Genomic DNA, 11,791 nt, shown 5'->3' on the forward strand with positions numbered 1-11,791 from the left:
GGCGATGCGCTGTTCGCCGGCCTGCCGGGGCGCGGCCGTGTCGCTGCGGCTCGCGGGCGGGGAGGTCCACGGCGCCGCGACGCATCCCGATCTCGCCCTGCTCGCGGCGGTGCAGGAGGAGACGGGCGAGGGCCCCTGTGCCGAGGCCACGCGCTCCCTGCGGACGGTGGTGGCCTCGGACCTCGTCGCCGAGCCGCGGTGGCCGGTGTTCCGGGTGGCGGCGCTGGAGCGGGGGCTGCGGTCCTGCGCGGCGGTGCCGGTCGCGGCGGAGGGGGCGGTGCTGACGGTGACGCTGTACGCGTTCCGGCCGTGGCGGCTCGCGACGGCGGAGGCGGAGGTGGTGCGAGGGCTGGCGGCGGAGGCCGTGGCGGGCCTGGTGGGGGACGGGGCGCGTGCGGCGGCCGAGGCGGAGGCGGCGCAGTTGCGGGCGGCGATGGAGTCGCGTGCGGTGATCGACCAGGCGCTCGGCATCGTGATGCACCTGCTGGACTGCGACGCCGCGGACGCCTTCGGCGTGCTGCGCGTGCTGTCGCAGCGGACGAACCGCAAGTTGAACGCCGTGGCGGCACGGCTCGTACGCGAGAGGGGCCGGGGCGCCACCCGGGAGCTGCGGCGGGTGCTGGGCGAGGTCCGGGACGGGCGTTAGGCGGCGACCGGGGCGCCCCAGTCGTTCAGGAGGCGGGCGCCGAGCCGGTCCTCCAGGAAGCCGGTGGTGTCGATGCCGAACACGATGTCCGGCTCCAGGGCGGGTTCGTCGTCGAGCAGGCCGCGGACGACGTCGTGCCGGACGACCTGTTCGTGGACGGCGTCCGCCTCCACGTGTTCGGTGTAGAAGAACTCGGCGGCGGGCCCGGCCCCGGCGCGTTTCATCGCGAGGGCGAGCCGTCGCGAGGCGGGCGAGGAGGTGATCTCCACGGCGGCGAAGTGTCCGACGAGGGCGCCGCGCAGCCGCCGGTGCAGGCCGAACAGGGACATCAGGTTGACGAGGGCGAGCATTTCGGGGTGCCCCTGGTCGAGGTAGTGGCCGTACGCCGTCTCCAGGCCCAGGTCCGCCATGAGGTCGGCGAAGAGTTGGGCGTGGACGCGTTCGGGGCGGCCGGCGCCGAACTCGTCGTACTCGATGGCGGCCATGCCCGCCTTGGCGCGCCCGCTGAGCCGGGGCAGCACCCAGGCGTGCGGGTCGGCCTCCTTCAGGTGGTAGAGGGAGCGCTGTACGGCGTAGGCGCGCAGCCGGTCGCGGGTGGCGTGCTCCTGGAGGAAGTGCGAGACGCCCGTGCCGTCGACCGGTTCGACGAGCAGGCCGTCCAGGGTGTCGTCCAGGCCGGTGCCCGCCGGCACGTCCCGGCGCAGCGCGGACTCGAAGCTGCGTTCCAGGGCCGCCCGGACGGTCAGCAGTGCGGGATCCCATTCCAGGGCCGGGTCCACGGAGGCGAAGCCGCGGTAGTGGAGTTCGTAGCAGAGGTACAGGGCGAGCTGGAGGTCGTCCCCGTAGGGGTCGGCCGCGTCCGCCAGGGCCGGCTCGGGCAGCGGGCCGTCGCCCCGCAGATGGCCGATGACCCCTGCGGAGAGTGCGCCCCGGGCGCGGGGAAGCGCCGGTCCGCCGGTCCGTTCCGTCATGGTGTACCTCCTTGTGCGTCCGGTCGGGCGCCGGGGCCCGGCCCGCCGACCGTGGCCGGGTACCCCGGGTCCGGAGCGTCAACCACCCGCGGGCGGGCCTCGCGGCCTCGTCCCTTCCACCATGGGGGCGGGGCGCCGGTGCCGCCATGCCGGAGCCGGGCGGAGGCATGAGCGGCCGTGCGGTGGGAACCCAGAGGCTGCGACCCGGCGGTGCGGTCACCGGGCGTGTTCCCCGCAGCACGGAAGGACGGCAGAAGATGAGCGACAACGGCAGCAAGCGCAAGGTCCTGGCCATCGTCACCAACTACGGCGTGGAGCAGGACGAACTCGTCGTGCCGGTGGACCACCTGCGCGAGCGCGGCGTCCAGGTCGATGTCGCCGCGCTGAAGAAGGACGACATCGAGACGCTGGTCGGCGACAAGGACCCCGGCGCGTCCGTGCGCCCGGACCTCACGCTGGAGGAGGCCGATCCGGCCTCGTACGACCTGCTGCTCGTGCCGGGCGGCACGCTGAACGCGGACACCCTGCGGCTCCAGGAGCCGGCCTGCGACCTCGTGCGCGCCTTCACCTCGGCCGGGCGGCCCGTGGCGGCCATCTGCCACGGCCCGTGGGTGCTCGTGGAGACGGGCAGCGTGTCCGGGAAGCGGCTCACCTCGTACGCCTCGCTGCGCACCGATGTGCGCAACGCGGGCGGCGACTGGGTGGACGAGCCGGTCGTCACGGACGAGACCGGCGGCTGGAAGCTGATCACCTCGCGCGATCCGGGCGACCTGGACCCGTTCCTGAAGGAGGTGGACGCCGCGCTCGCCGCCTGACCCCCCGCGCACCGGAGCTGCCCGGCACGTGCCGGGCAGCTCTTCGCGCGGCGTGCGCGCCGGTTCAGACGGGCTCGGGCGTGAACGGCAGGAACGCGTCGGTGCCCGGCTGCACCACCCCGTAGCTGCTCTCCGGCACCTCGTTCCACACGCCGGGCAGTCCGCCCAGCGGCTCCGACACCACCAGTCGGGTGCTGTCGGACACGCCCCGCAGGAAGTCCCAGTCGGGGTGGAGGGCGCGCACCGTCTCGGCCTTGCTGCTGCAGAACAGCGACCGGGAGGCGCCGAGGCTCGAATAGCGGAACGCCCACAGGCGCTCGCCGTCGGACACCGCCACGGTCATCTGGAGCGGATGCTCGACGCCTTCGTCGTGGCCCACGCGTTCGATGAGTCCGGCCATCCGGGCCACGGCGCCGGGCACGTCCTGGTCGAGGCCGAAGGTCAGCGCCAGGTAGAACATGACCTCCGAGTCGGTCGAGCCCTCCAGCGCCGCGAACAGGGCGGGGTCGAGCGCCAGGGAGAGGTCGCGGCGCAACCGGTGGAAGTCGGCGATGGCCCCGTTGTGCATCCACATCCAGCGGCCGTGCCGGAAGGGGTGGCAGTTGGTCTGCTGGATGGCCGACCCCGTGGACGCCCGTACGTGGGCGAAGAACAGCGGCGATCTGATGTGGCTCGCGATCTCCCGCAGGTTGCGGTTGTTCCAGGCGGGGCCGGTGTCGCGGATGATCGCGGGGGTGTCGCCGTTCTCCCCGTACCAGCCGACGCCGAAGCCGTCCCCGTTGGTCGTCTCGACCCCCATGCGGGAGTGCAGGCTCTGGTCGATGAGCGAGTGCTCCGGCTTGTAGAGGAGGTCGCTGAGCACGACACTCGTGCCGGAGTAGGCCAGCCATCTGCACATGAGCGGCGTCCCTTCCCGGACGGCGGACAGGGGCCGGTCGGATGGTGCCGGTGGTGGTGCGCGGCCCCCGGGCGTCCGGTCGTCGTTATGTCCACGCTACCGAGTGCCCCGTCCGGCCGCCTACCCCTGCCCGGCGGGACCGGGCCGGCGGCGGAAGGTCTCGGCCAGCGCCGTGTTCGCCACGACCACCGCGCCCATCACCGCGGCGGCGACCGGGTGCCCGACCCCGTACAGGGCGCACGCGCCGCCGCCCAGGACCAGGGCCTTCACCAGCAGCACCCCCGCGAGCGGCAGGCGGAAGCGGGCGCGCGGCGCGGCGAACAGCCCCCACAGCGTGACGGCGGCCGCCAGCACGGCGCAGCCCAGGAGCAGCCCGGTCGCCCAGTGGTCCGTCAGCCCGGACGCCCACCAGAAGAGGAAGCCGAGGGCCGCCACCTCCAGCAGGAACGCGAGCAGTTCGTTCGCCGCCCACCAGGGCCGCCCGGTCACCTCGGGAATCACCGGACCGTCAGCAGGTCTTCCGTGCACCACGCCCCCCATGTCGTTCAGATGTGCGACGTCAGCGTACGGGGCGCGGGCCCGGTGCGGGGGGGATTGCGTGTGGTAGCCCGGGAGAACGGGCCGCCGGGCCGGATGGCGCAACGCAGGTGTCCGGCCCGGGGGCGGGGGGTACCCGTGGTCAGCGATGCCGTCCCCGCGCGTGCCGACCCTCCGCGCACGGCACCGCATGTCCCCCCACCAGATTGGAACGCAGTGAGCGAGAAGAAGAACCCGGTGTCGGCCGCCGCGGAGAAGATCGCGGGAAAGGTCCAGGAAGCCATCGGCGGAGGCAACGAGATCCCCGGAGCGCCCGGCCCCGAGCCGGCCCAGGTCGACGAACCGACTCGGCCGCGCGACCCGCTGCCGCCCAAGCACGACCAGCGCGGCCCCGACACCTACGGACCCACCGGGCAGCCGACCGGCGCCCCGCAGGAGAAGGTGGCGCAGTCCGGCGCGTACCTGACGACGGCGCAGGGCGCGCGGCTGTACGACACCGATCACTCGCTGAAGGCCGGTCCCCGCGGCCCGGTGCTGCTCCAGGACCACCATCTGCGGGAGAAGATCACCCACTTCGACCACGAGCGCATCCCGGAGCGGGTGGTCCACGCGCGCGGCGCCGCCGCGCACGGCGTGTTCCGGGCGTACGGGGCGGCGGCGGGCATCACGAAGGCCGCGTTCCTCGCCGAGGGCGCCGAGACCCCGGTGTTCGTGCGGTTCTCCACCGTGCTCGGCTCGCGCGGCTCGGCCGACACGGTGCGCGACACCCGCGGCTTCGCGACGAAGTTCTACACCGACGAGGGCGTCTTCGACCTGGTCGGCAACAACATCCCGGTGTTCTTCATCCAGGACGCGATCAAGTTCCCCGACGTGATCCACGCGGGCAAGCCGCACCCGGACCGGGAGATCCCCCAGGCGCAGAGCGCCCACGACACGTTCTGGGACTTCGTCACCCTGCACACCGAGGCGACGCACCACACGCTGTGGAACATGTCGGACCGGGGCATTCCGCGTTCGTACCGGATGATGGAGGGCTTCGGAGTCCACACGTTCCGGCTGGTCAACGCGGAGGGCGCGACCACGCTGGTGAAGTTCCACTGGAAGCCGAAGCTGGGCGTGCACTCGCAGGTGTGGGAGGAGGCGCAGATCACGGCGGGCATGGACCCGGACTTCCACCGCCGGGACCTGGCCGACGCGATCGAGGCGGGCGCGTTCCCCCAGTGGGAGCTGGGGGTGCAGACGTTCCCCGACACCGAGGACCAGATGTTCGAGGGCATCGACCTGCTGGACCCGACGAAGATCGTGCCGGAGGAGCTGGCACCGGTCCGGCCGATCGGGCTGATGACGCTGAACGCCAACCCGTCGAACTACTTCGCCGAGACGGAGCAGGTCGCCTTCCACGTGGGCCACCTGGTGCCCGGCATCGACGTCACCAACGACCCGCTGCTGCAGGGCCGTCTCTTCTCGTACGTGGACACGCAGATCACCCGGCTGGGCGGGCCCAACTTCGGGCAGCTGCCGATCAACCGTACGCACGCCCCGGTCAACGACATGCTGCGCGACGGCATGCACCAGACCGCGGTGCACCGGGGCGTCGCCCCGTACCGGCCGAACTCGCTGGACGGCGGCTGCCCGTTCACCGCCGGGGCGGACACGGGCGCCTACATCGAGGTGCCGGCCGAGGTGCCCGCCGCGCGCAAGGTGCGGGACGCGGCGGCCTCGTTCGACGACCACTTCAGCCAGGCGCGGCTGTTCTGGCTCAGCATGACGCCGACGGAGCGCGAGCACATCGCCGCCGCGTACACCTTCGAACTCGGCAAGTGCTGGGACCAGGCGGTGAAGGAGCGGGGGCTGCGGTCGCTCGCCAACATCGACCCCGAGCTGTGCGCGCGCGTCGCCGAGGGCCTGGGGCTGCCGGCGCCCGGGCCGACGGTGCCCCTGGCCTCGCCGGAACCGAGCCCCGCCCTGTCCCAGCTGGGCCGCACCTGGCCGGTGGACGGCCGGATCGTCGGCATCGTCACCGACGGGGAGAGCGACCTGGCGGCCGTCCGCGCGGCGCGCGGCGCGGTCCTGGACGCCGGCATGGTGCCCCTGGTCGTCGCGCCCTCGGGCGGCGAGCTGGGCTCCGGCGACGACGCGGTCACCGCGCAGCGCACCTTCACCACGGCCCGGTCCATCGAGTTCGACGCGATCGTGCTGGCGGGGGCGCCCGCCCCGGCCCCGGACGCGTACGGGGCGCGCGACGCCAAGACCGACGACGCGGCGCGGGCGACCGGCGTGGACCCGCGCGTCCTGCTGCTGGTGACCGAGGCGTTCCGGCACGGCAAGGCAATCGGGGCCTGCGGCGACGGGGCGACGGTGCTGGAGAAGGCCGGGCTCGCGCCGGACGCGCCCGGCGTGGTGGCGGGCGAAACGGCGGCGACGGTGCTGGACTCGCTCACCGAACTCCTCGCGGCGCACCGGGCGTGGGACCGCTTCACGCCGGCCCTCTGACGGAGCGCCGGTGCGGCGCGCGTGCCCCGGCCGGTCCGGGGCACGCGCGGAAGAAGGATCACCGACGGCGAGGAGCGCCATGAACCACTCGCACGAACACAGCCACCAGGAGTCCGGGAAGCCGCCCCGGACCGCCGCCGGGGAAGTGCTCCGGGAGGCGGAGGAGGCCGGGACGGCGGTCACGGACCCGGCACGGCGGCGCGCGGAGGACGGCGAGGCCGGCGATGCGCTGACCCCGAACGAAGCGGCCCAGGAGGACGCGGACGAACCGCACACCTAGGGTGACAAAAGGGGTGTTTTCCCCGTGCCCGACAGGGCACTCGCAGGATGCGCGGGGACGGCCGCCGGGCGGGAGAAGCCCCCGGCGGCCGTCCCCGCCCATCCCGACGCCTCCGACGGAAGGACGAATCATGCCGACAGAGGCACGCGGCGACGATGTGTACCAGCCGCAGGACGACGGCCAGGACCCGCCGAATGACGACCTCGACCTGGAGAACGCGCTCGGCGAGCGCGGCCTGGACGACCAGCTGGACGAGGGCTACTCCCCGCCCGAGCGCCCCCTGGCCGTGGACAAGTACGGCACGACGGGCGAGGAGGAGCGCCGGGGCGAGAGCCTCGACCAGCGCCTGGAGCAGGAGGTCGCCGACGTGGAGCCGCCGGACGGCGACGGCATCGGCGACCTGCCGGACGGCGAGGGCGAACCGGTGGACCCGTCGTACGAGACCCGTTCGGGCCGGCTGAGCGCGGCGGACGCGGAGCCGGGACGGCACACCGACGTCTACGCCGACGACGTGGGCATCGACGGCGGCGCGGCCTCGGCCGAGGAGGCCGCCGTGCACACGACGGACGAGGAGGAGGACCAGGGACGGCGGGGCTGAGGTCCCGGACGGCCCGCAGACGTGGCAGGGAGGTTGCTCGTGCGTCCGAGCGCGACGACGGCGGTGCGGGAACGGCTGGGCGGGCCCCTGGCGGCGGTGCGCCCGCCCGGCCGCTACCAGGTGGTGCAGTCCCTGAAGGCCGCCGCCGCTGCCGCCCTCGCATGGGCGCTCACGGGCTGGTGGCTGGCGGCGCCGATGGCCCTGATGGCCCCCTGGGCGGCCGTGGCGCTCGTCCAGGGGACCGTCTACCGGTCCCTGCGCTCGGCGATCGAACTGCTCGCGATGATGGGCGCCGGTACGCTGCTGGCCGCCGGGGCCGCCGCACTCACCGGCGACACCATGACCGCCATGCTGATCGCGCTGCCGCTCACGGTGCTCCTCGGCAACTGGGCGCCGGTCGGCGAGCAGGGCCTGTACGCGCCCACCACCGCCCTGTTCGTCCTCGCCTACGGCACCTACTCGCTGCCCGCTGTCGGGCACCGGCTGCTGGAGACGGGCGTGGGGGCCGTCGTCGGGATCGCGGTGAACGCGCTGGTCCTGCCCCCGGTGCACTCGTTGCAGGTGCGGACGCTGGCCTGCGCCCTGCCCCGGTCCTGCTCCCAACTGCTGCGCGACCTGAGCGAGGGCGTCGTCGAGGAGTACGACGAGGCCCGGGCCGAACGCTGGCACCGGGCCGCCGGCGAACTGCCGGGCCGGCTGTCGGACCTGCGTGCGGCACGCGGCCGGGCCAGCGAGAGCTTCCGGTTCAACCCCGGGCACCGGCTGCGCCGCAGCACCCCCTCGCCCTCCACGGGCTGGGACGGGGTGTGGGCGCTGGTCGCGAACCGGCTGCTCACCCTGACGCTCACCCTGTGGGAGACCGCGTCCGAGCACCGGGGCCTCCCCCGCCCGCCGGACCCGCCGCTCCGGGCCCTGGGCGCGCTGTTCGCCGCCGCGTCGGAGGTCTGCGCGCGGGACGCCGCCGTGATGGAGCGGGGCCCGGACGACGCGTGTCTGGAGGAGCGGGCCCACCACCTCGCCGAGGCCCGCCGCGCCCTGGCCGACGCCAAGGAGTACCTGCACGCGCCCGGCCCCGACGCCGGCGCCTCGCTCGGCAGCCTGGTGGCCGGCTGCCAGGCCCTGCTCGACGACCTGACCCCCGGCGAGGACGGCTCGGCGCTTCCCGCCGCCGTCCGTACCGGCCGGACCTGAGGAGTACGCATGGCACGCACGGACCGCATCGCACAGCCCTGGGGCACCCGGACCCCGTACGGCCCGGGTGAGCCGTGGCCCGTACGGGTGGACACGCGGCTGGCCGACGGGGTCACCGAGGACCAGGTCGAGCGGTGGGTGCAGTCGGCCGCCGTCCTGCACTCCAACGGCGACGGGCTGGACATCGCGGTCAAGGACGGCCGGATCGTCGGGGTGCGCGGCCGGGCCCAGGACCGGGTCAACCACGGCCGGCTCGACCCGAAGGACCTGTTCGGCTGGCAGGCCAACGCTTCGCCCGACCGGCTGACCCGGCCGCTGGTGCGCGAGGGCGGCCGGCTGGTGGAGAGCGACTGGGACACCGCGATGGACCGCGTGGTGCGCCGGACCAAGGACCTGCTGGAGGAGCAGGGGCCCTCGGCGGTGGGCTTCTACACCTCGGGGCAGCTCTTCGCGGAGGAGTACTACACCCTCACGCTGATCGCGCGCGGCGGCATCGGCACCAACCATCTGGACGGCAACACCCGGCTGTGCACCTCGACGGCCGCCGAGGCGCTGAAGGAGTCGTTCGGCAGCGACGGCCAGCCGGGCTCGTACACCGACATCGACCACGCGGACACCATCGCGCTGTTCGGCCACAACATGGCGGAGACGCAGACGGTGCTGTGGGCGCGGGTGCTGGACGGGCTGGCCGGCCCGAATCCGCCGCGCATCGTCTGCGTGGATCCCCGCCCCACCCCGGTGGCGCGGGCGGCGACCGTGCATCTGGCGCCCCGTCCGGGGACGAATGTCGCGCTGATGAACGGCCTGCTGCGGGAGATCGTGGAGAACGGCTGGACGGACCGGGACTATCTGGACCGCCACGTCGTCGGCTTCGGGGAGCTGACCGAGCGGCTGGCCCCCTACACGCCCGAGCACGTGGCGGACATCTGCGGAATCCCGGCCGAACGCCTGCGGGAGGCGGCGCGCCTGCTGGGCACGGCCGAGCGGCTGCTGTCCACGGTGCTCCAGGGCTTCTACCAGTCCCACCAGGCCACCGCGGCGGCCGTGCAGGTGAACAACCTGCACCTGGTGCGCGGCATGCTCGGCAGGCCCGGCTGCGGAATCCTCCAGATGAACGGCCAGCCGACCGCGCAGAACACCCGCGAGTGCGGGGCCAACGGCGACATGCCGGGATTCCGGAACTGGGAGAACGACTCCCACATGGCGGAGCTGGCCCGGCTGTGGAACCTCGACCCGCTCCAGGTGCCGCACTACGGGCCGCCCACGCACGCGATGCAGATGTTCCGGTACGCGGAGGAGGGCTCCCTCCGGATGCTGTGGGTCAGCGGCACCAATCCGGCGGTGTCGATGCCCGAGCTGCGGCGCATCCGGTCGGTGCTGGCCCAGGAGCGGCTGTTCCTGGTCGTCCAGGACGCCTTCCTGACGGAGACGGCGCAGCTCGCGGACGTGGTGCTGCCCGCCGCCGTGTGGGGTGAGAAGACCGGCACCTTCACCAACGCGGACCGGACGGTGCATCTGTCGGAGAAGGCGGTCGAGCCGCCCGGACAGGCGAAACCCGATCTGGAGATCTTCTGCGACTTCGCCCGCCGGCTCGGCCTGCGCGACAAGGACGGTGGCCCGCTCGTCCCCTGGGACACCCCGGAGGCCGCGTTCGAGGGCTGGAAGGAGTGCAGCCGGGGCCGCCCCTGCGACTACACGGGCCTCACGTACGCCCGGCTGCGCGGCGGGAGCGGCATCCAGTGGCCGTGCGACGAACGCCGCCCGGACGGCACCGAGCGGCTGTACGCGGACGGCGCGTTCTGGAGCGATCCGGACTACTGCGAGAGCTACGGGCGGGACCTGGTCACCGGGGCACCCCTGGAGGAGACCGAGTACCGGGCGATGAACCCCTCGGCCAAGGCGGTCGTCAAGGCCGCCGAGTACCTGCCGCCGCACGAACCGCCCGGCGAGGAGTATCCGTTCTCGCTGCTGACCGGCCGGACGCTGTACCAGTTCCACACCCGGACCAAGACCGCCCGCGCCCCGCAGCTCCAGCGGGCGGCCCCCGAGGTGTGGGTGGAGATCTCCGCCGGGGACGCCGCCGCCCACGGCATCGAGGAGGGTGACCGGGTGGAGGTCGCCACCCCGCGCGGCACGGTCCGGGCGGCCGCGCGGATCAGCGCTATCCGGGACGGCGTGCTGTTCCTGCCGTTCCACTACGGCTACTGGGACACCGACGGCGGGTTCGAGCCCGGCGGCGACGGGCGCGCCGGCAACGAGCTGACGGCCACCGAGTGGGACGCGGTGTCCAAGCAGCCGCTGTTCAAGTCGGCCGCCGCGCGGCTGCGCAGGCTGGGCCCCACCGGCTCCCCCGCCCCGGCGCCCACCACCACCGCCTCGGCCCCGCTGCCCGGCGCGGACGTCCCCGCGACGACGGGCGGCGGCGCGGGCGAGGCCCGCGAGGAAGCACGGACCCCGCAGCCGGAGGAGATCCGATGAAGCTGGACCTGGTCCTGAAAGAGGTGCACCGCGGGGAGAACGCGCTCGCCCTGCGGCTGGCGCGGCTCTCCAGCACCCACGCCACCGACCACGAGGTGCACCACGTCGCCCGCGACCTGGCCGCCTGGTCCCGGCAGCACGTACGGGAGCTGGCCGAAGCGGCCGCCGACCACGGCGTGGAGCTGTCCGCCGAGCCGAAGGAGGAGTCGGCCGCCGCGGCCTGGCTGCGGGAGAAGGGCGGAGAACTCGTCGGCCGCCGCCCCGAGACCGGCCTGCTGCTCCTGCGCGACCTGCGCGACACGTACCTGGCGGCGGCGGCCGTCTCCGTGGACTGGGAACTGCTGGCCCAGACCGCCCAGGCCGCCCGGGACCGGGAGCTGCTCGCCCTGACCGAGCGCTGCCACCCGCAGACCCTGCGCCAGGAGCGCTGGGCCAACACGATGATCAAGGTCGTGTCGCCGCAGGTCCTGACGAGTTGACCGCCGCCCGGTGGCGGCCCGGTGCGGAATCGGGCGCGGGCGGCGGGTCGGCCGGGTGCGCCCGCCGGGGCGGGGGCGCATCGTGCAAGAGGAACCCCGGCGAAGGAGCGCCGCATGCCGAGCCTCGAATGGAAGACGCCCGTGGCGGGTGCGCCCTGCTGGGTGAGCCTGGCGAGCCGCGACCTGACGGCCGCGCGGACCTTCTACACCCGTGTCATGGGCTGGGAGTTCCGGGACAGCAGCCTGGGCGACGACTTCCTGCTGGCCTGCGCGCAAGGTCGCGCGGTGGCAGGGGTGGGCCGCTGCCCCGGCGCCTCCTCCCCTCCGCCGGCCTGGATTCCGTACTTCGCCGTCCCGGACGCGGACCGGGCGGCCGGCCGCGTCCGGGAGCGCGGCGCCACGCCG

General features: G+C 74.2%; 11 protein-coding genes and 1 pseudogene. 9 read left to right on the plus strand and 3 right to left on the minus strand.

Annotated elements, in window-relative coordinates:
* On the plus strand, positions 1 to 646 hold a 646-nt coding region (locus MHW47_RS35790; RefSeq protein ID WP_275449588.1), incomplete at its 5' end, for a GAF and ANTAR domain-containing protein.
* On the opposite strand, the gene MHW47_RS24060 is transcribed toward MHW47_RS35790, so the two are convergent.
* Positions 643 to 1,617 carry an iron-containing redox enzyme family protein gene (locus MHW47_RS24060; protein ID WP_239225857.1) on the minus strand — a complete coding sequence of 325 codons (975 nt, stop codon included), beginning with the start codon at positions 1,615 to 1,617 and terminating at the stop codon, positions 643 to 645. The two genes, MHW47_RS35790 and MHW47_RS24060, sit on opposite strands and share 4 nt — an antisense overlap.
* Before the next feature lie 257 nt (positions 1,618 to 1,874).
* Between MHW47_RS24060 and MHW47_RS24065 the strand changes: the two genes are divergently transcribed.
* Positions 1,875 to 2,432, plus strand: coding sequence for a DJ-1/PfpI/YhbO family deglycase/protease (locus MHW47_RS24065; protein WP_239225858.1), 558 nt, complete (start codon positions 1,875 to 1,877; stop codon positions 2,430 to 2,432).
* Between the two features lie 64 nt (positions 2,433 to 2,496).
* Here MHW47_RS24065 and MHW47_RS24070 read toward each other — a convergent pair whose 3' ends face one another.
* A complete protein-coding gene (locus tag MHW47_RS24070; RefSeq protein WP_239225859.1) occupies positions 2,497 to 3,330 on the minus strand; it encodes a class II glutamine amidotransferase in 834 nt (277 codons plus the stop codon).
* Positions 3,331 to 3,450: 120 nt separating this feature from the next.
* Entirely contained in the window at positions 3,451 to 3,819 is a 369-nt protein-coding gene (locus MHW47_RS24075; RefSeq protein ID WP_239225860.1) for a YrdB family protein, read from the minus strand.
* Positions 3,820 to 4,083: 264 nt separating this feature from the next.
* Here MHW47_RS24075 and MHW47_RS24080 point away from each other — a divergent pair, with 264 nt between their 5' ends.
* From MHW47_RS24080 to MHW47_RS24110, 7 genes and pseudogenes are all read left to right on the plus strand, one after another.
* Positions 4,084 to 6,360, plus strand: a complete 2,277-nt coding sequence (locus MHW47_RS24080) for a catalase (protein ID WP_239225861.1) — start codon at positions 4,084 to 4,086, stop codon at positions 6,358 to 6,360.
* Between the two features lie 79 nt (positions 6,361 to 6,439).
* On the plus strand, positions 6,440 to 6,640 hold the full coding sequence (locus MHW47_RS24085; protein WP_239225862.1) for a hypothetical protein: 201 nt from the start codon (positions 6,440 to 6,442) through the stop codon (positions 6,638 to 6,640).
* A gap of 130 nt (positions 6,641 to 6,770) precedes the next feature.
* Complete coding sequence (locus tag MHW47_RS24090; protein ID WP_239225863.1) at positions 6,771 to 7,238, plus strand: DUF5709 domain-containing protein; 468 nt, start codon at positions 6,771 to 6,773, stop codon at positions 7,236 to 7,238.
* Between the two features lie 39 nt (positions 7,239 to 7,277).
* Complete coding sequence (locus MHW47_RS24095; protein ID WP_239225864.1) at positions 7,278 to 8,429, plus strand: aromatic acid exporter family protein; 1,152 nt, start codon at positions 7,278 to 7,280, stop codon at positions 8,427 to 8,429.
* 9 nt (positions 8,430 to 8,438) lie between these two features.
* On the plus strand, positions 8,439 to 10,907 hold the full coding sequence (locus MHW47_RS24100) for a molybdopterin oxidoreductase family protein (RefSeq protein ID WP_239225865.1): 2,469 nt from the start codon (positions 8,439 to 8,441) through the stop codon (positions 10,905 to 10,907).
* Positions 10,904 to 11,386 carry a hypothetical protein gene (locus MHW47_RS24105; RefSeq protein ID WP_239225866.1) on the plus strand — a complete coding sequence of 161 codons (483 nt, stop codon included), beginning with the start codon at positions 10,904 to 10,906 and terminating at the stop codon, positions 11,384 to 11,386. The genes MHW47_RS24100 and MHW47_RS24105 overlap by 4 nt, the downstream gene beginning before the upstream one ends.
* Positions 11,387 to 11,500: 114 nt before the next feature.
* Positions 11,501 to 11,791: pseudogene (locus MHW47_RS24110) on the plus strand (VOC family protein); the annotation flags it as partial.

The organism is Streptomyces sp. OfavH-34-F (assembly GCF_022347745.1).
GTDB lineage: Bacteria > Actinomycetota > Actinomycetes > Streptomycetales > Streptomycetaceae > Streptomyces.

Excerpts from the sequence above, each read along its gene's own strand:
- MHW47_RS24060 (WP_239225857.1), bottom strand. The coding sequence starts at position 1,617 with ATGACGGAACGGACCGGCGGACCGGCGCTTCCCCGCGCCCGGGGCGCA.
- MHW47_RS24065 (WP_239225858.1), top strand. The coding sequence starts at position 1,875 with ATGAGCGACAACGGCAGCAAGCGCAAGGTCCTGGCCATCGTCACCAAC.
- MHW47_RS24070 (WP_239225859.1), bottom strand. The coding sequence starts at position 3,330 with ATGTGCAGATGGCTGGCCTACTCCGGCACGAGTGTCGTGCTCAGCGAC.
- MHW47_RS24085 (WP_239225862.1), top strand. The coding sequence starts at position 6,440 with ATGAACCACTCGCACGAACACAGCCACCAGGAGTCCGGGAAGCCGCCC.
- MHW47_RS24090 (WP_239225863.1), top strand. The coding sequence starts at position 6,771 with ATGCCGACAGAGGCACGCGGCGACGATGTGTACCAGCCGCAGGACGAC.
- MHW47_RS24100 (WP_239225865.1), top strand. The coding sequence starts at position 8,439 with ATGGCACGCACGGACCGCATCGCACAGCCCTGGGGCACCCGGACCCCG.
- MHW47_RS24105 (WP_239225866.1), top strand. The coding sequence starts at position 10,904 with ATGAAGCTGGACCTGGTCCTGAAAGAGGTGCACCGCGGGGAGAACGCG.